General features: G+C 71.8%; 21 protein-coding genes. 9 read left to right on the top strand and 12 right to left on the bottom strand.

Translation table 11 applies throughout. The annotated features are described in order from the left end of the window. The first annotated feature begins 385 nt into the window (after positions 1–385). Positions 386–1,789 (top strand): RNA polymerase factor sigma-54, encoded by a 1,404-nt coding sequence (gene rpoN, locus N5D62_RS16285; protein WP_279758900.1) that lies wholly within the window; start codon positions 386–388, stop codon positions 1,787–1,789. Positions 1,790–1,849: 60 nt separating this feature from the next. On the opposite strand, the gene N5D62_RS16290 is transcribed toward rpoN, so the two are convergent. Continuing rightward, positions 1,850–2,290, bottom strand: coding sequence for a hypothetical protein (locus N5D62_RS16290; protein WP_279758901.1), 441 nt, complete (start codon positions 2,288–2,290; stop codon positions 1,850–1,852). Between the two features lie 126 nt (positions 2,291–2,416). Here N5D62_RS16290 and N5D62_RS16295 point away from each other — a divergent pair, with 126 nt between their 5' ends. The 3 genes from N5D62_RS16295 (at position 2,417) to N5D62_RS16305 (ending at position 5,353) form a co-directional block, all read left to right on the top strand. Further along, entirely contained in the window at positions 2,417–3,226 is an 810-nt protein-coding gene (locus N5D62_RS16295) for a hypothetical protein (protein ID WP_279758902.1), read from the top strand. A 41-nt stretch (positions 3,227–3,267) separates the two neighbouring features. Further along, complete coding sequence (locus N5D62_RS16300; protein ID WP_279758903.1) at positions 3,268–4,389, top strand: mechanosensitive ion channel domain-containing protein; 1,122 nt, start codon at positions 3,268–3,270, stop codon at positions 4,387–4,389. Positions 4,390–4,555: 166 nt separating this feature from the next. After that, a complete protein-coding gene (locus N5D62_RS16305; RefSeq protein ID WP_279758904.1) occupies positions 4,556–5,353 on the top strand; it encodes a hypothetical protein in 798 nt (265 codons plus the stop codon). On the opposite strand, the gene otsB is transcribed toward N5D62_RS16305, so the two are convergent. From otsB to N5D62_RS16325, 4 genes are read right to left on the bottom strand one after another with little or no spacing between them, the layout of a single operon-like run. Then, complete coding sequence (gene otsB / locus N5D62_RS16310; RefSeq protein ID WP_279758905.1) at positions 5,331–6,092, bottom strand: trehalose-phosphatase; 762 nt, start codon at positions 6,090–6,092, stop codon at positions 5,331–5,333. The two genes, N5D62_RS16305 and otsB, sit on opposite strands and share 23 nt — an antisense overlap. After that, entirely contained in the window at positions 6,089–8,383 is a 2,295-nt protein-coding gene (locus N5D62_RS16315) for a trehalose-6-phosphate synthase (RefSeq protein WP_279758906.1), read from the bottom strand. Before N5D62_RS16315 ends, otsB begins: the two co-directional genes overlap by 4 nt. Further along, positions 8,380–8,937 (bottom strand): hypothetical protein, encoded by a 558-nt coding sequence (locus N5D62_RS16320; protein ID WP_279758907.1) that lies wholly within the window; start codon positions 8,935–8,937, stop codon positions 8,380–8,382. The genes N5D62_RS16315 and N5D62_RS16320 overlap by 4 nt, the downstream gene beginning before the upstream one ends. Positions 8,938–8,997: 60 nt before the next feature. After that, the gene (locus N5D62_RS16325; protein WP_279758908.1) at positions 8,998–9,210 is read right to left on the bottom strand and encodes a hypothetical protein; all 213 of its coding nucleotides are present in this window, start codon (positions 9,208–9,210) and stop codon (positions 8,998–9,000) included. Between the two features lie 135 nt (positions 9,211–9,345). On the opposite strand from N5D62_RS16325, the gene N5D62_RS16330 reads away from it, so the two are divergent. The 3 genes from N5D62_RS16330 (at position 9,346) to N5D62_RS16340 (ending at position 11,257) form a co-directional block, all read left to right on the top strand. Continuing rightward, positions 9,346–10,338 carry an SDR family oxidoreductase gene (locus N5D62_RS16330; protein ID WP_279758910.1) on the top strand — a complete coding sequence of 331 codons (993 nt, stop codon included), beginning with the start codon at positions 9,346–9,348 and terminating at the stop codon, positions 10,336–10,338. A gap of 86 nt (positions 10,339–10,424) precedes the next feature. After that, positions 10,425–10,697 carry a hypothetical protein gene (locus N5D62_RS16335; protein WP_279758911.1) on the top strand — a complete coding sequence of 91 codons (273 nt, stop codon included), beginning with the start codon at positions 10,425–10,427 and terminating at the stop codon, positions 10,695–10,697. Continuing rightward, positions 10,694–11,257, top strand: coding sequence for a hemerythrin domain-containing protein (locus N5D62_RS16340; RefSeq protein WP_279758912.1), 564 nt, complete (start codon positions 10,694–10,696; stop codon positions 11,255–11,257). Before N5D62_RS16335 ends, N5D62_RS16340 begins: the two co-directional genes overlap by 4 nt. Before the next feature lie 39 nt (positions 11,258–11,296). On the opposite strand, the gene N5D62_RS16345 is transcribed toward N5D62_RS16340, so the two are convergent. From N5D62_RS16345 to N5D62_RS16355, 3 genes are all read right to left on the bottom strand, one after another. Then, a complete protein-coding gene (locus N5D62_RS16345; protein ID WP_279758913.1) occupies positions 11,297–12,772 on the bottom strand; it encodes a type II toxin-antitoxin system HipA family toxin in 1,476 nt (491 codons plus the stop codon). After that, positions 12,769–13,083: a helix-turn-helix transcriptional regulator gene (locus N5D62_RS16350; protein ID WP_279758914.1), complete on the bottom strand. Its 315-nt coding sequence runs from the start codon at positions 13,081–13,083 to the stop codon at positions 12,769–12,771. The genes N5D62_RS16345 and N5D62_RS16350 overlap by 4 nt, the downstream gene beginning before the upstream one ends. Before the next feature lie 163 nt (positions 13,084–13,246). After that, positions 13,247–15,787, bottom strand: a complete 2,541-nt coding sequence (locus N5D62_RS16355; protein ID WP_279758915.1) for a catalase — start codon at positions 15,785–15,787, stop codon at positions 13,247–13,249. Positions 15,788–15,952: 165 nt separating this feature from the next. Here N5D62_RS16355 and N5D62_RS16360 point away from each other — a divergent pair, with 165 nt between their 5' ends. After that, on the top strand, positions 15,953–16,147 hold the full coding sequence (locus N5D62_RS16360) for a DUF6496 domain-containing protein (protein ID WP_279758916.1): 195 nt from the start codon (positions 15,953–15,955) through the stop codon (positions 16,145–16,147). A gap of 93 nt (positions 16,148–16,240) precedes the next feature. Here the strand turns inward: N5D62_RS16360 and N5D62_RS16365 are convergent, their stop codons facing one another. Together N5D62_RS16365 and N5D62_RS16370 are read right to left on the bottom strand one after the other, a co-directional pair. Next, positions 16,241–17,671 carry a sorbosone dehydrogenase family protein gene (locus N5D62_RS16365; RefSeq protein WP_279758917.1) on the bottom strand — a complete coding sequence of 477 codons (1,431 nt, stop codon included), beginning with the start codon at positions 17,669–17,671 and terminating at the stop codon, positions 16,241–16,243. A 114-nt stretch (positions 17,672–17,785) separates the two neighbouring features. Next, positions 17,786–18,487, bottom strand: coding sequence for a hypothetical protein (locus N5D62_RS16370; protein ID WP_279758918.1), 702 nt, complete (start codon positions 18,485–18,487; stop codon positions 17,786–17,788). Positions 18,488–18,727: 240 nt separating this feature from the next. Here N5D62_RS16370 and N5D62_RS16375 point away from each other — a divergent pair, with 240 nt between their 5' ends. Further along, complete coding sequence (locus tag N5D62_RS16375) at positions 18,728–20,866, top strand: TonB-dependent receptor (RefSeq protein WP_279758919.1); 2,139 nt, start codon at positions 18,728–18,730, stop codon at positions 20,864–20,866. Positions 20,867–20,902: 36 nt separating this feature from the next. On the opposite strand, the gene N5D62_RS16380 is transcribed toward N5D62_RS16375, so the two are convergent. Both N5D62_RS16380 and N5D62_RS16385 read right to left on the bottom strand, forming a co-directional pair. Further along, on the bottom strand, positions 20,903–21,874 hold the full coding sequence (locus N5D62_RS16380) for a hypothetical protein (protein ID WP_279758920.1): 972 nt from the start codon (positions 21,872–21,874) through the stop codon (positions 20,903–20,905). Positions 21,875–21,940: 66 nt separating this feature from the next. Continuing rightward, positions 21,941–23,473: a hypothetical protein gene (locus N5D62_RS16385; RefSeq protein WP_279758921.1), complete on the bottom strand. Its 1,533-nt coding sequence runs from the start codon at positions 23,471–23,473 to the stop codon at positions 21,941–21,943. Positions 23,474–23,595 lie beyond the last annotated feature (122 nt).

The following is a 23,595-nucleotide window of genomic DNA, read 5'->3' on the forward strand; positions in this document are numbered from 1 at the left end:
GCGGGGGGAGCGAGGGGCCTCGCATCGGTAAAGGATGCCGAAAGCCTTGCCTGGGAAGGGCCGGGGGACGGCATGGCGCGTCCGCGATGCGGACGGACGGCGGGCGGGCTGAGGAGGAGACGGGGTCAGGCCTCGCCGTCGACGATTCCCCGGCAGGCCCCGTGCCCAGTGGGTTTGCGGCGATCGGGCAGGCACGCCGGATGACGCGGTCTTCGCGATGTGAAACCTCGAAGCGGCGATGGCATGGTCCTTGCGCTGTGGGTTCCATCAGGCCGGTCACCGGCACTGCCTACAAGCCGTTCCCGGCCTTGCGCATCGCGGGAGGAACGGAACGGGTTGCAGGCGGTTTCACCCCCTTTCGACAGGAGTCTCACAAGTGGGAGCAATGGAACTCAGGCACGAGCACAAGCAGACGCAGACGCTGTCGCCTCGCCTCCAGCACGCCGTGCGGCTGCTGCAGATGTCGTCGCTGGACTTCTCCACGATGGTCACCGACATGCTGGGGCGCAATCCCTTCCTGGAGGTCACCGAAGGCTCGGACGACGCGCTGCCGCTGGACGCGGACGTGCCGGTCGCGCCGGGACCGGTGATGTCCGACGCTCCGGAGCCGCTGCCCGACGACCGCGAGATCTGGCGCGCCGAGAGCTCCGGATCGATGCGCCGCGCCGAGGACGGCGAGCTCAGCGCGCTGGAGATGACCGCCGCGCAGACCTGCCTGCGCGAACACCTGCGCAGCCAGCTCAACGTGCTGCGCCTGTCCCCGCGCGACCTGGTGCTGGCGACGATCGTGGCCGAGTCGGTCGACGACGACGGCTACCTGCGCAGCTCGCTCGAGGAACTCGCGGCGGTCGCCCAGATGCAGCCGCCGGTGGCGATCGAGGAGATGCAAATCGCGCTCAAGCGCGTGCAGGCGCTCGATCCGCTGGGCGTCGGGGCGCGCAGCGTCGCCGAATGCCTGCTGCTGCAGCTGCCCAAGATCGAGGACGCCCGCAGCCGGACGCTGGCCGAGCGGATCATCACGCAACACCTGAACCTGCTGGCCTCGCGCGACGTGCCGGCGCTGGCGCAGCTGCTGGACGTGAGCGTGGCCGAGGCCGAATCCGTCTGCCTGAAGCTGCGCCGCTTCGACCCCCGCCCGGGCTGGCGCTACGAGACCACGCAGGCCGCGTACATCGTGCCGGACGTGCTGACGACCAAGGTGCGCGGCCAGTGGCGCGTGCAGCTCAATCCGGCCGTGATCCCGAAGGTGCGGATGAACCAGGTCTACGCCGAGCTGTTCCAGCGTCACCGCCAGCAGGGCCATGCCGAGATGGCCAACCACCTGCAGGAAGCCCGCTGGACGATGCGCAACATCGAGCAGCGCTTCTCCACCATCCTGGACGTGGCCAACGCGATCGTGCGCCGCCAGCGGCACTTCCTGGAATTCGGCGCGATGGCGATGAAGCCGCTGGGCCTCAAGGAGATCGCCGACGAGGTCGGCATCCACGAGTCGACGGTCTCGCGCGTGACCAACAACAAGTACCTGGCGACGCCGACTGGCGTGTACGAGCTGAAGTACTTCTTCTCCCGCGCGATCGTCAGCAGCAACGGCAGCGCCTGCTCGGGCACCGCGATCCGCGGGCTGATCAAGGACATCATCGAGGCCGAGCGCGCGGACAACCCGCTGTCCGACGCCGAGATCACCCGCCAGCTCGCCCGCCAGGGCCTGGTGGTGGCGCGGCGCACGGTGACCAAGTACCGCCAGATGCTGCGCATCGACGCCGTCGAGCGCCGCCGCCAGCACAGCTGACGACCCGGATCTTCCCGAGGCGCGATGGAGACAAGGACGGGGCCCGACGAGGCCCCGTCGTCATTTTCGGCGCGGCGCCGACGGCGGGGTCTGCGGGCCGGCGTCCTTGACCAGCCGGTCCCGGCGCTCCGCGTCCAGCCGGTCCCGGCGCTCCGCGTCCAGGCCGGGCGTGCCGCGCAGGTCGGTGTCGACCTGGCCCTGCGCCAGGTCCTCGCGCGCCTGGCCGATGACCTCGCGCTGGTTCTCGCCGGCGGCGCCGGTGCCATGGCCGCCCGTCGAATCGCCACCGACGCTCTGGTCGCGTTCGTGCGGCAGCTGCACGTCGTCGTTGTGGCGAGGGGCCTCGTCGGGCGGGACCGTGCCGGGCGACACCGGGGCCTTGTCGAGCATGCGGCGGGGCGCGGCGGAGGCGTCGCCGGCGCCGCCCGCGCGCCCTTCGTCGCCGCGGCCGGCATCGCCGTTGTCGCCGGGACGCGGGGTTCCGTCTTGCGCGGTGGTCATGAGCACTCTCCTGAAGTTCTTCTTGCCCCGGTTCGGCAATCCGCCGGCCTGCGGCGAGGCCACCCGGGGCCACTCACGGCCGCTGTCCCGGGCCCTTCGTCCGGGGGCTTTCCAGGAGAAGTTCTCATGCATCCCATCAACGGCCGCGGCGCATGCCCCGATCACCCCATGCCTCCCGAGGCCCACCCCGGCGGTGAGGCGGCGCCAGCACGCGTGCCGACTGACCAATCCTTGAGGGGCTTCCTTTTCGAGGGATTGCCGTCGGCGAAAGACCTGACCCTCGACCGGCTCCAGGCCTCGGTCGACATGCTGTCGGCGGCATGCCTCTACCTGGAGGAACAGCTGCGGCAGAACGTGATGTCGGCGCCTTGCCGACCGCGCATGGACCGGCTGAAAGGGGCCCTGGCCGAGGCCCAGGAGAGCTTGACCTCGCTGAAGAGTGGGGCCGGGCACGCCGGCGGGCAGGCGCAAGCCGCGCCGGCCGTCCCGCGCTTCACGCTCGGGCAGGTGCATGAGCGCGTGGAGCAAGCGATGGAGGGCGGCGTGGCCCTGTCCCGGGCGCTCCGCCTCATTGGCGAAGGGGGACGCGACGCGACCTGGTTGAGCCTGTCGTTGAACAACATGGAGGAGCACCTGAGCCGGGCCGGGTCTGCCATCAAGCGTGGCGGAACGACCGGCGATGCCCACCAGCTGCAGGACCTGGCCCGGAAATTCGACCGGTTCGCACCGGAGCTCGTCGTCACGCCCGAGTTCGCCAACGAGTTCGTCGACGCGCTGCACGCGCTGCAGCGACCGTCGGCCGCCGCCCACGGGCTGACCGCGCTGCCTGCGCCGCGACCGGACGACCCCACGTGGCACGAGCTGTCGCGACAGGAGGCCGGGGAACTCCGCGCCGAGTTGGCCCAGGGACCCTTGCCGCTGTTCGAGCGCCGCTGACCCGACGCGCCGGCCGGAACGGCGCTTGCCGCCTGGCGGACATGAACGACTGGACATCCCGCCTCGCGGCGTACGACGGCACCCTCCTGCTGTGGGGCCAGCTCTTGCTCGGCGCGCTGGTGATCGTCGCCGGCGCGCTGCTGCTGCACGCGATCCTCAAGCCGATCGCGTTGCGCCTGACGCGCTTCTCGTCGCTGCTGACCTCGGTCGTGCAGCGCTGCGCCAATCCGATGCGCTGGGCGATGCCCGTCGCCGGCCTGCTGATCGCCGCGCAGGGCGTGCCCGACACGGTGCCCGGGATCGACGGCGTGCAGCATCTGCTGGGCGTGCTGACCATCGTGGCCATCGGCGCGGTCGCCAGCGGCGCGATCACCGGCGTGGCCAACGGCGTCGCCGCGATGCACCGCGTGGACGTCGAGGACAACCTCGAGGCCCGCCGCATCCAGACGCAGACCAAGGTGCTGGCCCGCATCGCCAAGGGCGCGGTGATGCTGACCGCGCTGGCCTTCGTGCTGATGACCTTCCCGCGCGCCAAGCAAGTCGGCGCCAGCCTGCTGGCCTCGGCGGGCATCGCCGGGCTGGTGTTCGGCCTGGCCGCGCGCTCGGTGTTCGGCAACCTGCTGGCCGGCCTGCAGATCGCGATGGCGCAGCCGATCCGGCTCGACGACGTGCTGATCATCCAGGGCGAGTGGGGCCGGGTGGAGGAGATCACCTCCACCTACGTCGTGCTCAAGGTCTGGGACGAACGCCGGCTGGTGATCCCGCTGCAGTGGTTCATCGAGAACCCGTTCCAGAACTGGACCCGCACCAGCGCCAGCATCCTCGGCACGGTGATGCTGTGGGTGGACTTCACGTTGCCGGTGTCGGAACTGCGCGAGAAGGCCGCGGCCATGTGCAAGGCCTCGGCGCACTGGGACGGGCGGGTGTGCGGCGTGCAGGTCGTCGAGACCACCGAACGCACGATGCAGATCCGCGTGCTGGTCAGCGCGAAGGACTCGGGCAAGGCCTTCGACCTGCGCTGCGAGTTGCGCGAAGGGTTGATCGCCTGGCTGCAGAAGACGCATCCGCAGTCGCTGCCGCGGGTCAGGGCGCTGGTGGAGGACATCCCCGCGCCGTCGGCGCCGGTGGTCAAGCCGTCGTTGCCGCCGTCGCCGGCGCCTTGAGCACGGACGCGGGAACCGGGGCAGGCCGGAGGCAACTCAACGGCCTTTCCATCGAGGAGACTGCGCGATGTACGACAGGCCGATCAACGCGACCATGGCGGGCCCAGGCATGTGTATCGAGTTCGAATCGACAGCGGGCGCGCCCTTGCCGGCGGGGGCGGATTGGGTGGCTCTCGACAGGCACGGCCAGACGACGGTGGATTACGTGAAGGCGTTGCCGCTGGCGCAGGGCATGTTCGCGAAGTCGTCGGCCCTGGCCGAGAAGCCGGGGCCGCTCCAGCACGAATGGGCGATGCAACGCGACGCCTGGGCGACGTGGGAACGGGCGATCATGCGCGACCTCGCGCCCGCCAGGGCAGCGATCGAGCACGAGAAGCAGGCCGGGCAGGCCTCCGCGACAACACCGGTCCGCGAGATCCGGGCCCTGGCCCAGGGCGTGACCGCGGCGAACTTCCTGCACGACCGTCGGAAGTTCGAGCAACTGAGCGCGAAGGCCTGGGCCGGCGATCTTCAGGACGTGGCTCGCGCACCGGTCGCGGTCGCGGCACCGAGGGCGACACCGAGGGCGACGGCGATGGACACCTCGCGCCCGGTGATCGACTCGGACCACGTGGTCTGGCCACCGCAACGGCTGCCGTCCCCGACGCCGATCAGTCCCGCCGCGAGGGCCGCCATCGAACGGCTTCAGAAAGCCCATGGCGAGTTGAAGCACCTCAAGGCCGCGCTCATGCCCGTGGACGGCACGCGGTCGCGGCCGCTGTCCACCGAGATCGACAAGGCGCACAACGCGCTCGGGCAGGCCGTCAAGGCGTTCGAGCGCAAGGACTTCAGCGCGGTCGACCTCGCCACGAACGAGAGCCTGATGCACTGCGCCGCGGCGGAGGACCTGGCCGCCGTGCTGGCGATGCGAGCGGAGGCCGCGGCGAAGCGGTCGTCGCCGCTCAACCGATTCGATCGAGCATGAGCCGCAGCACGTCGTCGATCTCGGCCTGCTCGTTCAGGTAGTAGCGCGCATGGCTGTGGTCCAGCCGGGGACCCACGCGCACGGTCACCCAGGTGTCGTGCGCGCGCTCGAACGCCGGTTCGTCGTTGGTGTCGTCGCCGATGTAGAAACCGGCGTCGGTGCCGTAGCGGGCCGCCAGGCGTAGCAACGCCTGGCCCTTGTCCGGCGCGCCGGCCGCGAGCACGTTGACGACCCGCTTGCCGGGCTCGGTGTCGATGCCCGGCGGCAGGTCCCGCATCAACGCGTCGATCGCCTCGCGCGCCAGCGCCGGATTGGGCGCCATCCGGTAGTGGATCGCGATCGACGCCCCCTTGTCCTCGATCGTCGCGCCCGCGGCGTTCAGCGCCGGCTCCATGCGCTTGGCGCGCTCCCGGAAGGCGGCCAGCGTCGCCACCACGCGCGGATCGGGCCCGTCGAACTCGTCCTCCGCGCCGTGGTTGCCGACGATATGCGTCGGCTTGAAGCCCAGCCGGTGCCGCACGTCCAGCACCTGGCGGCCGCTGACGACCGCCACCGGCAGCCGCGCGGCCAGCTGTTCCAGCAGCCGGGCGGTGTGCTCCGGGATACGCGCCTCGTCCGGGTGCATCACGATGGGGGCGAGGGTGCCGTCGAAGTCGAACCCCAGCAGCGGGCGCCGCGCCAGCAGCCGATCGATCGCCGCGCGTCCCTCGGCGTCGAGCAGGTAGCGGGTCGGCATCATGGGAGCAATGCCTCCTCGCCCGACTCGCGCGAGCGGCGCTGCACGCGCCGCGTGATGCGCTCGCGCAGCCGCCATTGGCCCGCGTCGGCCAGCATGCGGCCGGCCCAGCGGTAGACGTTGAACTCCCGCACCGTCATGCGCAGGCTGGCCATGCGCTCGCGCTGCTCCTGCGCCGGCATCGTGGCCGCGCGGTGCAAGGCGTCCGTGGTCTCCTCGACGTGGTACGGATTGATCACCAGCGCCTCCGGCAGCTCGCGCGCCGCGCCGGCGAAGCGGCTCAGGATCAGCACGCCCTGGTCGTCGTCGCGCGCCGCGATGAACTCCTTGCACACCAGGTTCATGCCGTCGTGCAGGCTGGTCACCACGCACATGTGCGCCGCGCGGTACAGCGACATCAGCGCCGAATGGTCGTGGTGCTCGGCCAGCAGCAGCACCGGCTTGTAGCCCGCGCCGCCGAAGCGCAAATTGATGCGCTCGGTGACCCGGTGGATGCGGTCCTGGAACTCGCGGTACTCCTCCAGCGCGCTGCGCGTCGGCGCCGCGACCTGGACCAGCACGAAGCGCCCCTGCCATTGCGGGTACTTCTCCAGCAGGCGCTCGACCGCGTGCAGCCGCTCCAGGATGCCCTTGGTGTAGTCGAAGCGGTCCACGCCGACGGCCATCACCGTGTCCGGCGCCAGGTTCAGCCGCTCGAACACCGCCGCGCGCGCATCGGCCGGCGAGGGCCAGCCGGCGCGTTCCTCGTCGGTCGGCCAGGCGATGGAGATCGGATAGCTCTGCACCAGCGTCGGCTCGCCCTGGTAGCTGATCGTCGAGTGCTCGTGCTCGATGCGCGCCTCCAGGTAGCGGTCCACCGTCTCGGTGAAGTTCTTGCAGTGGAAGCGGGTGTGGAAGCCCAGGATGGTGCTGCCCAGCATGCCCTGCAGCAGCTCGCGCCGCCACGGGCAGATGCCGAAGGACTCGGGGTTGGGCCAGGGGATGTGCCAGAAGGTGATGATGGTCGCCTTGGGCAGCTTCTCCCGCACCATCGCCGGCAACAGCGCGAAGTGATAGTCCTGCACCAGCACCACCGGATCGTCGCCGCGCGCCTCGGCCACCACCGCGTCGGCGAAGCGCTGGTTCACCGCGCGGTACTGCGCCCAGTCGGACTCGCGGAACACCGGCCGCACGTGCGCCACGTGGCACAGCGGCCACAGGCCCTCGTTGGCGAAGCCCTGGTAGTAGCCGCGCTCTTCCTCGTCGGTCAGCCAGATGCGGCGCAGCACGTATTCGCGGGTGTCCGGCGGCACCGCGACGCGGTCGTTGGCGTCGACGACGTCATGGTCCGCCGTGCCGCTGCCATGCGCGATCCAGGTGCCGGAACACGCGCGCATCACCGGCTCCACCGCGGTCACCAGGCCGCTGGCGGGACGGCTGACGGAGATGCCGTCCGGGCCGCGCTGGTGGATGTAGGGCTCGCGGTTGGAGACCACGATCACCTGGTCCCCGCGCAGCTGCGTGCGCAGCAGGCCGCGCAGGCGCTCCGGGTCCCAGGGCGTGAGCGGGCCGTGCTCGCGGTAGAGGTTGTCCTCGAGCTCGCGGATGTGCTGCCGGATCTCGACCTCCAGCGGCTGCAGCTCGGGCGGCGCGCTCTGCGGGCCGCCGCGTTCCGCGCCGGTGCCGGTGCCCAGCAGCGGCCGCACGAGGCCTTCGCCGCGCAGGATCGCGCGCATGCCCGAGACCCAGCCGCGCCAGCTCAGCTGCGCCACGATCATCGTGATGCCCGCCACCGCCAGGCCCAGCACGGTGATGAAGATGATCATGTAGCGCCGCGTGTCCAGGCTGCGGCGGTCGGGCAGGCTGAGGTCGTGCAGCAGCACCAGCCGGTCGGAGTCCGCCTGCTGCGGATTGACCGGGAACACGCCCACGTGCACCGCGCCGCTGGCCAGTTCCAGCCGCGGGTCCTTCTGGCGGGCGGTGAGCTCGGCCTCCTTGCAGCCCAGCGTGTCGGGGAAGCCCTTGGTGCTGAGCACCTGCGTGCCGTCGGCCGCGCACATCGCGATGCCGACCAGGCGTTCGTCGAGCACGCCGCGCTCGAGCAGGTTGCGCAGACGGTCGCGCTTGGCGGTGGGCTCGATGTCGGCGATGGCGACCGACAGGGTCTTGGCCACCATCTCGCCGCGCGCGCTCAGGTCGCGCGAGAACCAGCGCAGCGTCATCCGGTCCAGCAGCGGCAGCGCCAGCAGCGCCGCGACGGTCAGCGTGATCAGCAGCGGGACGAGGAAACGGATCTGGAGGTGCAGCGACTTCATGCCCGGCCGCTCGCGCGACGGGGCGCGAGATCTGCCAGGACGCCGAAGTCCTCGTCGTAGTCGGCCGCATCGCCCGGGTCGTCGTCCCGCGCCGGCGCGTCCCGCAGCGCGTGCAGGCCGCCCAGCGCCAGGCCGGCGGCGAAGCCGCCGTAGACCATCAGCAGGCTCATGGCCGACGGCGGCCGCGTGCCGGAGGCCGTCGCGCGCTTGTCCGCGCCGGGCGTCAGCACGCTGGGCGTGACCACGCGGTCGACGCCGACCGCGACCGCGGTCAGCAGCAGCGCGTCGGTGATCGCGTTGGCCGGGGTGGGGCGCTGGCGCATCGCGCGCACGCGGTCGTAGAGCGCGCCCCAGACCAGGCCGGTGGCGGCGTGCAGCGCGATGTCGGCGGCGGAGGATTTCAGCGGCGGGCGGCCGACGCGGTACTCGGATCGGCCGACCAGGTGAGCCAGGTCGGACCGGCTGCCGCGCAACAGCGCCAGTCCTGAGAACAGGCTGGCCAACACGCCGTCGGCGCATGCCCGGCGCAGCGCCGGGAGCAGCAATGCATTCAAAGGCGACTCCTGTGACAGAGGGAAACAAGCCCCTCCGAGAGGCAATCGCCGTGCCGCCCTTCAGTTCACCGCGGTGGGCGGCGGCATGTAGGGCGGCTCGCGCACGGGCACCGGGTTCTCGCCCGGGATGGGCGGGTCGATGACGTCGGGCGGATCGGTGTCGGGCTCCGGCGCGGGGCCGTGCGGCGGCGGCGGCACGAAGGGCACCTCGTTGGGATGCGGGGGCGACGGCGGCACCGTGTGGGCACGCAACGGCAGGGCGAATGGCGTCATGGGTGGTCCTTGTTCTGCCGGCCCGCCTGCAAGCGGCGCGCCCGATGGCCTCGGCGTTCGCGGGCGATGCGCGCCGGCGCACGGTCCGCCCCTTGCCGATTCCCGGTATCGACGACCGACCCGAGGAGCCCCGCGATGACCAGCAAGACGCCCAAGGACACGACGGACAAGCAGCGCCATGTCCAGCACCAGCAGGACGTGAAGGACCAGGAGGCCGCCGCGAAGGACGGCGGCAGGAAGCCGGCGAAGGGCGAGCCGGTGCAGGCCGGCGCCCGCGAGGAGCCGAGCCGCTTTCCCGCGCAACACCTGGACAAGCCCGGCCACGAGGGCGACCTGTCGACCGCGCCGCGCTTCCTCGCCCCGGACTACCGCGGCAGCGGCAAGCTCGACGGGCTCGCCGCGATCGTCACCGGCGGCGACTCCGGCATCGGCCGCGCGGTGGCGGTGCTGTTCGCCCGCGAGGGCGCGGACGTCGCGATCGTCTACCTCGACGAGGACGACGACGCGCGCCAGACCGCCAGCCATGTCGAGGCCGAGGGCCGTCGGTGCGAGCTGATCAAGGGCGACGTGCAGGACCGGGAGTTCTGTCTGCAAGCGGTGCAGAAGGTCGTGCAGCGCTTCGGCCGGCTCGACGTGCTGGTCAACAACGCCGCGTTCCAGGAGCACGCCAAGGAGATCGGCGACATCACCGAGGAGCGGCTGGAACTGACCTTCCGGACCAACATCTTCGGCTACTTCCACATGGCGCAGGCCGCGCTGCCGCACCTGAAGCCGGGCGCGAGCATCGTCAACACCGGCTCGGTCGTCGGCCTGAAGGGGAGCGCGACGCTGCTCGACTACGCCTCGACCAAGGGCGCGATCCACGCCTTCACCAAGTCGCTGGCGCAGAACCTGCTGCCGCGGGGGATCCGCGTCAACGCGGTCGCGCCCGGGCCGGTGTGGACGCCGTTGAATCCGGCCGACGCGCCGGCGGAGAAGGTGCCGGAGTTCGGCGCGACCAGCGACATGAAACGCGCCGCGCAGCCTGAGGAGCTGTCGCCGGCCTACGTGTTCCTGGCCTCGCCGGTGTGTTCGGGCTACGTCACCGGCATCGTGCTGCCGGTGACCGGCAGCGTCGGCGCGATCTGACCCGTTCCGGTGCCGTGGGGTCGCCCGTGTCCCCTGGCCCGGGACGGCACCCGGATTGCCGGCAGGCCCTCAAGGAGTGCAGTTCCATGGATGACAAGGCTTTCGAGACGTCCTGGCCGCCGGCCTGGCGCGGCGACCCGGCGAGCCGGCCGCCGCTGGAGGCCGGCGCCGCGCCCAAGCCCGGTCCGGGGCCGCGCACCGACGAGGACCAGCCGGCCGAGCCGCCGGCCCCCGGCCCCGAGCAGGCGCCGCACGAGCATCCCGACGATCCCGGCGTGCATCCCGATGGGCCGCGCCGGTATCACGACGACCACGCGACGCCGGCGCGCCAAAGCGCCGAGGAAGGAGTGCCGGCATGAGGTCCCACGTCCTGCCGCAGAGCGAGATCCGATCGGACCTGGTGGCGCGCGACGAGGTCGTCGCGCTGCTGGTCGACGACCACCAGCGCGCGCAGCACGCGTTCCACCAGTTCGACCGGCTGTGGGCGCAAGGCGACGCCGAGTCCTGCGAGACGCTGGTGCGCCGCACCTGCGCGCTGCTGACGCTGCACGCGACGCTGGAGGAAGAGCTGTTCTATCCGGCGGTGCGCAAGTGCCCGGAGATCGGCGCGGTCGAGCGCCGCCTGATCAACGAGGCCGAGATCGAGCACCTGGTGGTGCGCATCCTGATGTCGCAGCTGCGGCGCATGCGCGCCGACGACACGCAGTTCGCGCCGCTGGTCGGCGTGCTGGGACGCTACGTCAGCCATCACGCCAAGGACGTGGAGCAGGGCATCCTGCCGCGGCTCACGCATGCGTCGTCGGTGGACTGGCGATCGCTGTCGACGTCCATGCGCCGCCGCCGCGACGAGCTCGACCGCCAGTGGCGCGACGAGCTCACGCTGGAGAGCGTGGAGTACGAGCGCCAGCAGGACGCCTGAGCGCGCGGGCGATTCCGCGGCGACCCCGCGGCCGGCGCCTCAATCGCCGGCGAGACCGACTGGGTCGACCGGGTCCGCTCGGTCCACTGGGCCCGCTGGGTCCGCTTGGTCGGCCCGACCGGCCATCCGCGCCGCCGCGCGCTCGGCGCGCCGGGCCAGCGACTGGATCATCCGGTGCTGCATGAAGTGCGACAGGAGTCGCTGCTTCTGGGCGTCGGTCAGCGCCGACGCGTCGATCATCGCCGGCCAGTGGTCGAAGGCCGCCTTCACGCATCGCATCACGGCCTGCTCGGCCGGCTTGAAGGTCAGGCCGGCTTCGTCGCAGAAGATCCTCAGCAGTTGAGGCCCCAGGGCCTGGCGCTCGGCCGGCGTCGCGTGCCGCATCTCGCCGCGGTCAGGCGCCATCGCCTCGGGCACGGTGCGCAGCGCGTGGCCGCGGATGCGGTGGTAGACGGCGTAGGCCACGAGGTCGTAGGCCGGCGACAGGGTCGGCGTGACGCCGTCGAGATAACGCACGCCGATGTTCTTGAGATGCATGTCGGGGTTGCCGACCAGCTCGTTGACGACCAGCCGCCGCAGCAGCTCGTGCACGGCGGCTTCGCCCAGCGAGGGCTGCGTCATCATCGCCAGGGCCAGGTCGACGTAGCTGATCGCCGGCCCGTCCGGTCCGGCGCCGTACTTGTCCTCGGGCATGCGGCTGAAGATCTGCGCGAAGTCCTCGACATGGATCCGCCCCGCCGGCGAGCGGTCGAAACGCGTCACCGCCAGGAAATGCGTGCTGGCATCGGCATCGCCCAGGTCGTAGTCGTGCGCGATGCCGAGCCGCGACAGCGGCTCCAGCGTCGCCTCGCAGGCGTCGACGCCGGCCGCCCGCGCCAGGCGCAGGGTCAGTTCCTCCACCTCCGGCAGCCGCGGCTGTCCCACCACCGGCAGCTTCGCGATGATGTGGGTGTCCTGGTCCTTGGTCCGCCCGACATAGCGGTCGCCGTCGCGGACCACGCCCAGCTTGGGCTGCACGCCGGACAGCGAGACTCCCTCGTCCAGCGGATCCGCCGTCACCGACATCTCCAGGGCGTCCTGGCCTTGCGTCACGCAGCGCGCCAGTTCGTCGCGGGACAGGGCCACCGGCAGCGCGTGCACGTTGCCGGGCAGGTCCTTGCCGCAGGCGGCGAGCATCTCGAAATGGTCGGTCGGCGAGCAGTCGCGCAGCGCCGCGACGTGGTCGCGGAAGACGCCTTCGGGAAGCAGGTTCTGGAAGAAGGCCGGCAGCAGCCATCCGCCTCGGCTCGAATGGCGGCCGTTGAAGCTCCGGGACAGCACGTCGCGCCAGACGGCGGCCTGCGCCTGCGGGCTCGAGGCGCGCAGCGACAGCGACAGGGTGGGCGTCGCGTCGCCGGCGCCCAGCGCGTCGTCGGCGACGAACCGGTTCACCACCGTGTCCGCCGAGAGCGTGTACTGGAAGAGCACGCCCAGGCGGGTCGTGCCGAGATGGATCGCGAGGGCCTTGACGTTCATCGTCCTGAAGTCCTGGTCGCGGCATCGCGGCGGGCCTGTGCCGCCTCCAACGCCTCATTGATCACGGATCGCACCGGCGGGCCGGCGGGCTCTCCGACGGCCAATCCGGCGCCCGCGCCCTTGGGGAGAAGCACGAGCTCCAGGCCGAGCCGGTTGGCCAGCGCCATCAGCGTCGAGACCCGGTAGTCCTCCTGGCCGCTGAACACGTGGGTCAGCGTGCGGGGAGACACGCCGGCGGCATCGGCCAGGCGAGCCTGCGTCATCCCGTTGCGGCGGGCGGCGTCTCTGAGACTCTCGGCGATGTCGGGCATGGTCATCATGGTAATAAAGTGCGTAATCACGGCTGAATGGAACTTTAGTTCCAAACGGCGCCAAAGGGAAATGGAATTAAAGTGCCAAAACAATAAAAAACAGCACCATATTGCCATGGTGCTGCCGTGGAGGTCGGACGACGGAAGGATCGTGGCGCCGGTCTCAGACCAACACCGGCTCCTGCTCCCGGTCGAAGCGCCGGTGCTGGCCCAGCGCGATGACGAAGGCCTCGATCGCGCCGGCGGCGCCGCCGTCCTGGAAGAACAGCAGCGCGTCGCCGGTGGCCTCGTCGGCCGAGCCCGGCGCCCGGGCCGCTTCCAGCAGCGCGCTCTCGGCGCCCAGCACCAGGATCGGCTTGCAGTGCCGGTAGACGTCCTGCACGAAGTTCACCGCCGGTGTCGACGTCGACAGCGTCGGCAGGTCGTCCGCCTCGCCCGGCACGACGACCGCGTCCCACACCGGGCCCGGCGCCGTGTCCAGGGTGACCTCGACCTGGATCGGATCGCCGGACGCCGGCATCACGTCGCCCAGCCGGTGCCCGACGAACCGCGGCACGCCGCCGGCCTCGAGCACCGCCTGGTGCGCCGCGCGCAAGCCGTCGGCATCCACGCCCTGGTGGACCAGCAGCGCCACCTTGCGCCCCTGCAGCGAGCCGTCACCCGGATGCGCCGTCAGCGACAGCGCCGTCGACTTGCGCACCTCCGGCGCCTGCACCGAGCCCTCGACCGGCGCGCCCACGGCGGTCGCCGGCAGCAGGTCGGGCGCCGGGGCCGGCAGTTCCATGCCCAGGCCCTCGGCCACCCGCGCGGCCAGGCCCGCGTCGACGCGCAGCAGGTTGGACAGCATCCGCTGCCGGATCGCCGGCACCTGCACCTTGGTCAGCTCGAAGCGGAAGGCGTTGGCGATGTGCTGCTGCTCGGCCTCGCTCTGGCTGTTCCAGAACAGCGTCGCCTGCGCGAAGTGCTCGGCGAAGCGCTCCGGCTTGCCGCGCAGCGACTCGCCGTCGACCGTCTGCGGGAAGGACACGAAGCCGCTGGCGCCGGCCTGGAACGGACAGCCGCCGCCCAGCGAGTTGGGCTCATACGCCACGCGGCCGCGATGCAGCGCCTGCCGGTGCATGCCGTCGCGCTGGTTGTTGTGCACCGGCGCGACCGGCGTGTTGATCGGGATCTCGTGGAAGTTGGGTCCGCCCAGGCGCGAGATCTGCGTGTCCACGTACGAATGGATGCGGCCGTGCAGCAGCGGGTCGTTGGTGAAGTCGAGGCCGGGAATGATGTGCGCGGCGCAGAACGCGACCTGCTCGGTCTCGGCGAAGAAGTTGTCGGGATTGCGCGTCAGCACCAGGCGCCCGACCGGGCGCAGCGGCACCAGTTCCTCGGGGACGATCTTGGTCGGATCGAGGATGTCGAAGGACCAGCCCTCGGCCTGCTCCTCGGTGAAGACCTGCAGCGCGAGTTCCCATTCCGGCTGCAGCCCGCCCTCGATCGCCTCCCACAGGTCGCGGCGATGGAAGTCGGGATCGGCGCCGGCGATCTTGACCGCCTCGTCCCACACCAGCGAATGCGTGCCGGCCTTGGGCGTCCAGTGGAACTTCACGAACTGCGACTGGCCCTTGGCGTTGACCAGCCGGAAGGTGTGCACGCCGAAGCCCTGCATCATCCGGTAGCTGCGCGGGATGGCGCGGTCCGACATCACCCACATCAGCATGTGGGTGGACTCCGGCATCAGCGAGACGAAGTCCCAGAAGGTGTCGTGCGCGCTGGCCGCCTGCGGCATGCCGTGGTGCGGCTCGGGCTTGACCGCGTGGACCAGGTCCGGGAACTTCATCGCGTCCTGGATGAAGAACACCGGGATGTTGTTGCCCACCAGGTCCCAGTTGCCTTCGTCCGTGTAGAACTTGACCGCGAAGCCGCGCACGTCGCGCGCGGTGTCGACCGAGCCGCGCTCTCCCGCCACGGTGGAGAAGCGCACGAACACCGGCGTGCGCTTGCCCGCGGCGGCGAACGGCGCCGCCACCGTCAGGTCGTCCAGCGCGTCGTAGCACTCGAAGTAGCCGTGCGCGCCGGAACCCCGCGCATGCACGATGCGCTCCGGGATGCGCTCATGGTCGAAGTGGGTGATCTTCTCGCGGAGGATGAAGTCCTCCATCAGCGTCGGGCCGCGCAGCCCCGCCTTCAGCGAGTTCTGGTTGTCGGCCACGCGCACGCCCTGGTTGGTCGTCAGCGGCTGGCCGCCGCTGTCCACGCGCACGCGGTCCAGCGATTCGGTGGTGGCGTTGTAGCCGGCCTCGGGCAGGCCGTCGCCGACCTTGTCGGAGGCGAAGTCCTCGGTGACCGTGCTGCCGGCGACCACGTCGTCGCTCGGCCCGGTGGCGGCGCCGGGCACTGGGTTGATCGCGTTCTCCCGGCCGTGCTCGACGGCCTTGAGCGGATTGGCCGGCATCGCCTCGGCCAGCGCGGCGGTGCCGCCGGCCTTGCGGGCCAGCCGCACCTGCGATTCGGTCAGGCCCGCCGCGGTGCTGAGCTCGGCCCGCGCGGGTCCGCCGAAGGTGCTCAGCGCGGAGCCCAGGCCCTCGTTGGACGGGCCCGTGCCCGCCGCCGGCACGCCGGGCGCGGTGCCGTGGCCGTTGGATTTCTTCGAGGACCGGGAAGACTTGCCGGCGGCGGCGGGCGCGGCGGCGGAGGCGGTTTTCTTCGTGACCATGGGGCTTCCTGAGGGGATGGCGATGGAGGGCGGCGGCGGGCGGCGAGGGCCCGCGGCGGGCGATGGCGGCGCAGCCGTCGCCAGGCAGTTCGGCAATCGCGATGCCACCGCACGGCATGCGGGTTGCCGCTCCCAGGGCATGCAACGACGCTGAAAGGAACCGTCATGACCGCGCGATACGGCAAGAAGGCCCAGGACGAAGTGCACAAGGCCATGCACGAGGAGAAACACGGCGAGCTCAAGAGCGGCCGCAGCGGCAAGAAGGTGACCAACCCGAAGCAGGCCGTCGCCATCGGGCTGTCCAAGGCCCGCAAGGCCGGCGCGAAGGTGCCGGCCAAACGCAAGACGACCCACCACTGACGGCGGGTCGTCCCCGCGCCCCGGTGGCCCGTCGCCGGGGCGCTTTGCCGCGTGACGCCGGGCGCGTCACGCGGCAAGGTCAACGCGGCAAGGTCAACGCGACGCCGGCGTGCTGGCGGCTCCCGCCGCCGCGGGGAAGGCCGCGTTCGGACCGGCGGCGCCGGTCGCCGTGACGCGCCAGATCACGTTGCCGACGTCGTCGGCCACCAGCAGCGCGCCGCGGCGGTCGAGCGCGACGCCCACCGGGCGGCCCATCGCCTCGCCCTTGTCGTTGAGGAAGCCGGTCAGCACGTCCACCGGCATGCCGCTGGGCTTGGCGCCGACGAAGGGCACGAAGATCACCTTGTAGCCCGCCGGCACCTTGCGATTCCAGGAACCGTGCTGGCCCACGAACATGCCGTGGGCGAAGTCCTGCGTCAGCTTGTTGCCGTCCGCGGACGCGAGCCCCAGCGACGCGGTGTGCGCGCCGACCGCGTAGTCCGGCACGATCGCCTTCTCGACGAGTTCCGGCCGCTGCGGCTTCACCCGCTCGTCGACGTGCTTGCCGTACCAGCTGTAGGGCCAGCCGTAGAAGCCGCCGTCCTGGACCGAGGTGATGTAGTCCGGCACCAGGTCGTCGCCGAGCTCGTCGCGTTCGTTCACCGACACCCACAGTGCCTTGCCGGTCGGCTCCCAGGCCAGGCCGACCGGATTGCGCAGACCCGACGCGAACACGCGGGTCGTGCCGGCCTGCAGGTCGATCTCCAGGATCGCCGCGCGGCGCTGCTCGTTCTCGATGCCGTTCTCGGCGACGTTGCTGTTGGAGCCGATGCCGGCGTAGAGCTTGGTCCCTTCGGCATTGGCGATCAGGCTCTTGGTCCAGTGGTGGTTGATCGAGCCGCCGGGCAGGTCCGCGACCTTGACCGGCTGGCCGCCCAGCCGGGTCTGGCCGTTCGCATAGGGGAACCGCACCACCGCGTCGGTGTTGGCGACGTAGAGCATGTTGCCCACCAGCGCCATGCCGAACGGCGAGTGCAGGCCCTCGGCGAACGCGAAGCGCTGGTCGGCGACGCCGTCGCCATCGGTGTCGCGCAGCAGCGTGATGCGGTTGGCGCTCTTGGGCGTCGCGCCGGCCTTCTTCTGGAACTGCTTGGTGATCCAGGCCTTGGGGCCCTTGCCGTCGTCGGGGCGCACCGGGGCGTTCGTCTCGGCCACCAGCACGTCGCCGTTGGGCAGCGTGTAGACCCAGCGCGGATGGTCCAGCTTGTCGGCGAAGCGCGCGACCGCCAGGCCGGTGGCGGCCTGCGGCTTCGCGCCCGCCGGCCAGCCGACCGCCTTGGCGACGTTGATCGTCGGCAGCAGGCCCTTCTGGGGCTCCGGCAGCGCGGGGTTGGGGCCGTAGCCGGGCGGCGTGGCGGGCTGGGCCTCCAGCGCGCGCACCGTCGGGATGCCGCAGGCGGCCAGGGCGGCGAGGGCGGCGGACGCCAGGGCGATCCGGGTGCGCCGGCGACGGGATCGCGCGGGCGCGGGCATGTTGTTGTTCATCGGCTTCTCCAGGCAGGGGCCGCCCCGGCCGGGGCGGCGGCCCTGGCGGGAGCAGCAAGCGGGGTGCCTACCCGGACATCGCCCCGTCGCCACGCGCCGGCGGGCGGCGGGCGGTCACCGCCCGGGACGGTCCGTCCGGAGCGGCCAGGTGCTCGTGCGGGGGGCGCCGGGCGCGGCCCGGAGGCGCTCGAGGTCCGGCGTCCAGCGTCGACGGCGACGTTGCCGGCGGATCCGGCTGGCCAATCCCGGCGCGCAGCAGGCCAGCAGCGAGAGCAGTCGCGTCGTCAGGCCACCGGACTCCGTCCAGCGAGTGGCCGACGCGCCTCGACGTCGCGCCGCGCGCAGCACGTCGAGGTAGCGCTGCGCGGCGTCGCGATCCTGCTGTCGCCGCATCGATGGCGCTTGCCCCTGCGTCGCCTGTCCCCGCGTCGTCTCGATGTAGGCCGTGGCGCGACGGTAAAGCGCGTCGGCGGCCTCGCCGCGCGGCCTCGCGCCCGCTTGCTGCCACTTCCCGTGCAGCGCGCGCACCTCCGAGAAGTTCACCGGCTTGGTCTTGGACCAGCCCGGCCGGTGCAGGACGGCGAAGGTCGACACCTGCGCGCGCGCGGCGGCCGTCCGGCGCGCCATCCACGATCCCAGCCCGTCCAGGAAGCGCGCTTGCGCCGGGGTCTGCGCTTGTTCGTGCCGCGCGTGCCGCGCGGCCTCCGGGCCCGGTGCCGGGGCGGGGCCGACAGTGCCCGAGGACGGCGGGCTCAGCCAGGGATCGGCGAAGGGATTGCCGACGAGGTCGGCCGTGAGATTGACGCGAGGAAACATCGTCAGGATCCTTTTTTCATTCGAAGGGTTCGCATGGGGCGGGCAGGCCTGGCGTTGAGGGAGACTCCCGCGTCCGCCGCCGGCTCGATCGCCCTCGTCGGAGGGCCTGATCCGCTGGGTGGATCGCGCAGCGGCGACGCGGGCCATCGACAGGCCCGAGCTTCACGGCGCGCCGGCACCCCGCTTGCCCAAGCTGCGGCCTGCCCGCTGGGCGGACCATCCATGACACCAGGGAGAACAATGAAGTCCATGCTCGGACCGGCGTGCCTCGGCGCCGCCGCCTGCCTGCTGAGCCCCGCGGCGAAGTCGCAGGCGTCCGAACCGGCGGCGCTGCCGCCGGTGCTCGTGTCCGGCAGCGTCGGCGAGCGTCGGCTCGACGAGGCGCCTTATGCCGCCTCGGTGGTCGACGCCGACACCTTGCGCGCCGCGGGACCGCGGATCAACCTGTCCGAGGCGCTGAGCCGCGTGCCCGGCCTCACCGCCAACAACCGCCAGAACTACGCGCAGGACCTGCAGCTGTCCTCGCGCGGTTTCGGCGCCCGGGCGCCGTTCGGCGTGCGCGGCCTGCGGCTCTACACCGACGGCATTCCCGCGACGATGCCCGACGGGCAGGGTCAGGTCACGCACTTCGACCTGGCGTCCGCGGCGCGGGTGGAGGTGCTGCGCGGGCCGTTCTCGGCGCTGTACGGCAACAGCTCGGGCGGCGTGATCGCGCTGGTGAGCGCGCCGGTGCGGGAGCGATTCGCCGGCGTCGATGTCGATGTCGGCGGCGACGGCCTGCGCCAGACGCGGCTGAGCGCCGGCACGCCGTTCGGCCAGGGCTGGGAGACGCGGTTCGGCGTGTCCCACCTGGAGACCGACGGCGCGCGGCCGCATGCCGCGGCGCGGCGCACGCTGGCCGACGGCCGGCTGGCCTGGACCGGCGCGCGCGACCAGGTGCTGGTGATGCTCAACCACCTCGAGCAGCGCGCGCAGGATCCGCTGGGCCTGACGGCCGCCCAGTTCGCCGCCGATCCGGACCAGACTGCGCCGCAGGCGGAGCAGTTCGACACCCGCAAGAACGCGCGCCAGACGCAGCTCGGCGCGCGCTGGCGCCATCGCGTCGAGGACGCCGGCGCGCTGGCCGAGACCGTCGTCGCCGCCTATGGGGGCCGGCGCTCGGTGACGCAGTGGCAGGCGATTCCGGTCGCGGCGCAGGCGCCGGCCGGCAGCGGCGGCGGGGTCGTCGACTTCAGCCGGCGGTATGAGGGCGTCGACGCCCGCGCGCTGTGGCGGATCGGCCCGGCGACGCTGGCCACCGGCGTGAACCTGGAGCGCCAGCGCGACGACCGCCAGGGCTACGAGAACTTCATCGGCTCGGGAACCGCGCAGCAGCTGGGCGTCACCGGCGCGCCGCGGCGCGACGAGGACAACGCGGCGACGACCCGTGAGGCCTACGCGCAGCTGGAATGGCCGGTCGCGACGGACTGGACGGCCAGCGCCGGCGTGCGCGCCGGGCGGGTGACGATGTCGGCGCGGGATCGGTTCCTGTCCAACGGCGACGACTCGGGATCGCTGCGCTACACGTACGCGAACCCGGCGGTGGGCGTCGGCTGGAAGCCGGTCCCGTCGCTGCTGCTGCACGCGGCGATCGGGCGCGGTTTCGAATCGCCCACGCTCAACGAACTGGCGTATCGCGCCGACGGGCAGGGCGGTTTCAACACGGCGCTGCGGCCGCAGAAGAGCCTGCAGCAGGAGATCGGCGCGAAGTGGCGTGGTGGCGATGTCGAGCTGGACGCGACCGCCTTCCATGTCGCGACGCGCGACGAGATCGGCGTGCTGTCCAACAGCGGCGGACGGTCGAGTTACCAGAACGTCGGCCGGACGCGGCGTCATGGGATCGAGGTGTCGGCGGGATGGCACTTCGCGCCGCGGTGGCGCGCGGGCATGGCCGTCGGCAGTTTGAAGGCGAGCTACCGGGACGGCTTCCTGACCTGCACCGGCACGCCGTGTCCGACGGCGAACGTGCCGGTGCCGGCCGGCAACCGGATCGCCGGCACGAACGGCGGCAGCGGCTTCGCGGAGCTGGCCTGGCGGCCCTTCGACACGGCGGCGGATGGGGAAGTCGCCGCCGAGTGGCGCGGTGCCCGGCGCACCGCGGTGAACGACCTCAACGGCGACTGGGCGGCCGGCTACGGCATCGTGAACCTGCGCGCCCGGCGCGGCTGGACCGTTGCCGGCCTGCGCGCCGAGCTGACCGCGCGCGTGGACAACATCGCCGGCCGCCGCTACGCGGGCAGCGTGATCGTCAACGACGGCAACGGCCGGTTCTTCGAGCCGGCACCCGGCCGGGCGTTCTGGGTCGGCCTGTCGCTGCGCGCGGCCGGCGCGGCGGACTGACCGCGAGGCGCCCGCCGGCCGCGGCGAGGGTCAGCGTCAGTACTGGCTCGCGAACTCGATGACATGCTGCAGGGCGTTGAATCGCGCGGTCACGGCGCGGAGCTCGTTCTCGGCCGTGTCATCGAGCGCGTCCAGGTCAGCCTGCGCCTGCTCGCGCAGTTGGGAGGCCTCCGCCAGCAACGCGCGCGCGGCTTCGGTGGCGCTCGCGTCCTTGGGGCGCCCGTCCAACTCGCGGGCGCGGCCATGCAGCGATGCCAGGTCTTGCCCTTCCAGCGCCTGGCGCCATTCAGCCTCGAGCCCCTCGTCGAGTCGCCCTGCGCGATCGGTCGCGCGGGACTCGGGGGTCAACTGGGGATAGGACGTGACCTGGGACGAGGATCGGGAGGATTGACACGAGGAGACGAGGGACAGGGAAGCGCGCGGCGAAGATCGCGGCGTGGAGCGTGGGCCAGAGGCCGCCGAAGATCGCTCGGACATGTTCCACATTGCTTGGTCAAAGTCGAGCGCCCATTCGCCCGATGTCTCGGAGAGGTGCACGACGCCGCCACTGCCGCCACTGCTGTCGCGGCGCGCGCCGTCGCCGCTGTTGCTGTTGCTGCGCGAGCGCTGCTCGGCACGTTCCTGAAACAGCGCCTCCACCGCTTCCCGGATCGTCTCGGCGCGCTCCAGATGCAGCCGGCGCTTCCGCTCGCCCCGATGGCGCTCGATATAGGTACCGACCGCGCCGTAGGCCTTGGCCGCCAGTTCCATCTCCTTGTCGGGGTCGGGGCTGGCCAGCGCCATCGCGGCCCTGCAGACCGCGATGAACTCGGTGTCGCCCTTGTGATCGGGGCCGAAGCGGCGCGGCCGGGGCTGCGCCTCGCGGCACCAGTCGAGCGCGAGGAACCAGGGGCTCATCGCGGCTCGGCCCGCGGTCATGTCGCGGTCCGGGGGAACTTCGACGTAGTCGTACTGCTCGATCAGGTTGTCGTCCGGCAAGCCGGATGCGTTGGCGTTCAGGTGAAACATCAGGGGTCTCCTGGGGGTGAAGGAAGGTGTCCGGGCGGTCGCGGGGCGGTCCCGCGGCGGGGCGGGTCAGGGCAGCGGCGGTTCTTCGACCGGCGGCGCGAGCGGGATCGTCTCGAGCAGCCAGGCGACCGAACTCCTCATGTCGGCGAACCGGCGCATGTCCTCGAATGCGTCGATGGCTTCGATGCCGTCGAGCGGCTCGTTCAACAGGCGGTCCTTGTGCTGGATCGCCTCGCGCGCCCAGGCGGCAATCTCGCCCGCGAGCCGCAAGGCGCGCGCCTGCGCCCCGGCGCCGGGCCACAGGCTCGCCGACGCCGCGACGTCGTCCACCGCGGTGTGTCCGAGCGCCTCGGACAGCAGGAACTTCTCTCGTGCCGTCGGCTGGCATCGCGATGCCAGCGCCCGTTGCCGCTTCTCCAGGTCGAGGTCGGCGAGCGTCTGCAGCGCATCGGTTCGCATCGGCATCGGCTCGAACGTTTCGCTGGCGCCGGGCTCGGTGTCGCCCTGCCCGGCGTCGTCCGGGTCCGGGAAGCGACGCGCCGCCGCCAGGCTTCGCGCCTCCTCGTCGCTCGCCAGCAGGCGCTCCGGGTCCAGGAGCCATGGCTTGCCGTTGACGTCCACGAGGACCTCGGGCGGCGTCAGGTCCGCCCCGCCGCACAACAGCTTGACGAGAAGCAGCCGGTCCATGGCCTCGGGCGCCAGCCTGCCGTTGTGCCTCGCGACGATCAAATCGCGCGCCACCTCGCCGTCCGGATTCCCGCTGGGCAGGCACAGGTCGAAGCCCGCCGGCGCAGGCATCAGGAGGCCGAGGGTTTCCGAGGGCTCCTCCGCCCCGAACAGCGCGGGACGGGTGGCATCGCCGGTGCCGGCGCACCAACGTCCCGGCATGGCGACGATCTGGGGCGCGGGTGCGCGCGGACCCGGGCAAAGGGCCGCTTCCACCGCGCGTTGGGTGTGTGAACCGCAGAGCGCGCGCGGCGCCCGTGCCGTCATCGCCTTGAAGGCATACGCCACGCGGCCGTTGGCGTCGAGGATGAAATCGATCCCCAGCGCCGCGGAGCGATGCACGCCGAAGAAGCGCGCCAGCATCCGGGCATGCTCGCGCAGCGCCATCGCGCGCACGGGGGCTCGCGCGTCAAGACGGTCGCGGTCGGCGGCCTTGAGGGCGCGCAGCGGACCGCCGAGCTCCTCCTGGAGCGTCAGGCCCGCCGCGAGGCGCATGGTCGCAGCGGCCTGTCGTGGCGTTTCCCTGGGGCTCGTGCTCGTCGTCAGGAAGGCATCCGCCGCGTCGCGCACGCGCAGGGCCGCCTGCATTCGGGCCGGTCGCCTGGCGACGAGCAACTCCAGCCCTCGGACGGTCAACTGGTCCCTCGCCCGATCCGGCTCGCTCTCGACGCCGCAGGCGTCCATCAGCGATTCAGCCCCGAAGATCCTGCTGAACGCGGTGGGTCCCAGGGCGCGATCGCGCGCTTCCACGCAGTTGATGAAGGTCCTCTGCTCCTGGCTCAGCTCGCCCTTGGCGCGCGGGTCGATCACGTACTCCCATCCGTCGTCGTCCTCGAAGGACACCAGCAAGGGTTCCGCGGTCATCTTCAGCATCGTGGGAGGACCGTCGCCGGCCGACTGTTGAGAGACCGGTTTTGTCAACGGACCACCCGCCCTCCGTTTGACGCCGCGCTTGACGTCCGTCATCCGCCGAGGCCGCGAGATGGAAATTCCTG

The sequence above is a fragment of the Mitsuaria sp. GD03876 genome, from assembly GCF_029840635.1.
Taxonomy (GTDB): domain Bacteria; phylum Pseudomonadota; class Gammaproteobacteria; order Burkholderiales; family Burkholderiaceae_C; genus Roseateles.

Bases quoted from the DNA above. Each gene is read 5' to 3' on its own strand.
- N5D62_RS16340 (WP_279758912.1), top strand. From the start codon at position 10,694: ATGAGGTCCCACGTCCTGCCGCAGAGCGAGATCCGATCGGACCTGGTG.
- N5D62_RS16380 (WP_279758920.1), bottom strand. From the start codon at position 21,874: ATGTTTCACCTGAACGCCAACGCATCCGGCTTGCCGGACGACAACCTG.
- N5D62_RS16290 (WP_279758901.1), bottom strand. From the start codon at position 2,290: ATGACCACCGCGCAAGACGGAACCCCGCGTCCCGGCGACAACGGCGAT.
- N5D62_RS16350 (WP_279758914.1), bottom strand. From the start codon at position 13,083: ATGCCCGACATCGCCGAGAGTCTCAGAGACGCCGCCCGCCGCAACGGG.
- N5D62_RS16315 (WP_279758906.1), bottom strand. From the start codon at position 8,383: ATGAAGTCGCTGCACCTCCAGATCCGTTTCCTCGTCCCGCTGCTGATC.
- N5D62_RS16325 (WP_279758908.1), bottom strand. From the start codon at position 9,210: ATGACGCCATTCGCCCTGCCGTTGCGTGCCCACACGGTGCCGCCGTCG.
- N5D62_RS16355 (WP_279758915.1), bottom strand. From the start codon at position 15,787: ATGGTCACGAAGAAAACCGCCTCCGCCGCCGCGCCCGCCGCCGCCGGC.
- N5D62_RS16330 (WP_279758910.1), top strand. From the start codon at position 9,346: ATGACCAGCAAGACGCCCAAGGACACGACGGACAAGCAGCGCCATGTC.
- N5D62_RS16360 (WP_279758916.1), top strand. From the start codon at position 15,953: ATGACCGCGCGATACGGCAAGAAGGCCCAGGACGAAGTGCACAAGGCC.
- N5D62_RS16335 (WP_279758911.1), top strand. From the start codon at position 10,425: ATGGATGACAAGGCTTTCGAGACGTCCTGGCCGCCGGCCTGGCGCGGC.
- N5D62_RS16300 (WP_279758903.1), top strand. From the start codon at position 3,268: ATGAACGACTGGACATCCCGCCTCGCGGCGTACGACGGCACCCTCCTG.
- otsB (WP_279758905.1), bottom strand. From the start codon at position 6,092: ATGATGCCGACCCGCTACCTGCTCGACGCCGAGGGACGCGCGGCGATC.
- rpoN (WP_279758900.1), top strand. From the start codon at position 386: ATGGAACTCAGGCACGAGCACAAGCAGACGCAGACGCTGTCGCCTCGC.
- N5D62_RS16295 (WP_279758902.1), top strand. From the start codon at position 2,417: ATGCATCCCATCAACGGCCGCGGCGCATGCCCCGATCACCCCATGCCT.
- N5D62_RS16370 (WP_279758918.1), bottom strand. From the start codon at position 18,487: ATGTTTCCTCGCGTCAATCTCACGGCCGACCTCGTCGGCAATCCCTTC.
- N5D62_RS16365 (WP_279758917.1), bottom strand. From the start codon at position 17,671: ATGAACAACAACATGCCCGCGCCCGCGCGATCCCGTCGCCGGCGCACC.
- N5D62_RS16375 (WP_279758919.1), top strand. From the start codon at position 18,728: ATGAAGTCCATGCTCGGACCGGCGTGCCTCGGCGCCGCCGCCTGCCTG.
- N5D62_RS16385 (WP_279758921.1), bottom strand. From the start codon at position 23,473: ATGCTGAAGATGACCGCGGAACCCTTGCTGGTGTCCTTCGAGGACGAC.
- N5D62_RS16345 (WP_279758913.1), bottom strand. From the start codon at position 12,772: ATGAACGTCAAGGCCCTCGCGATCCATCTCGGCACGACCCGCCTGGGC.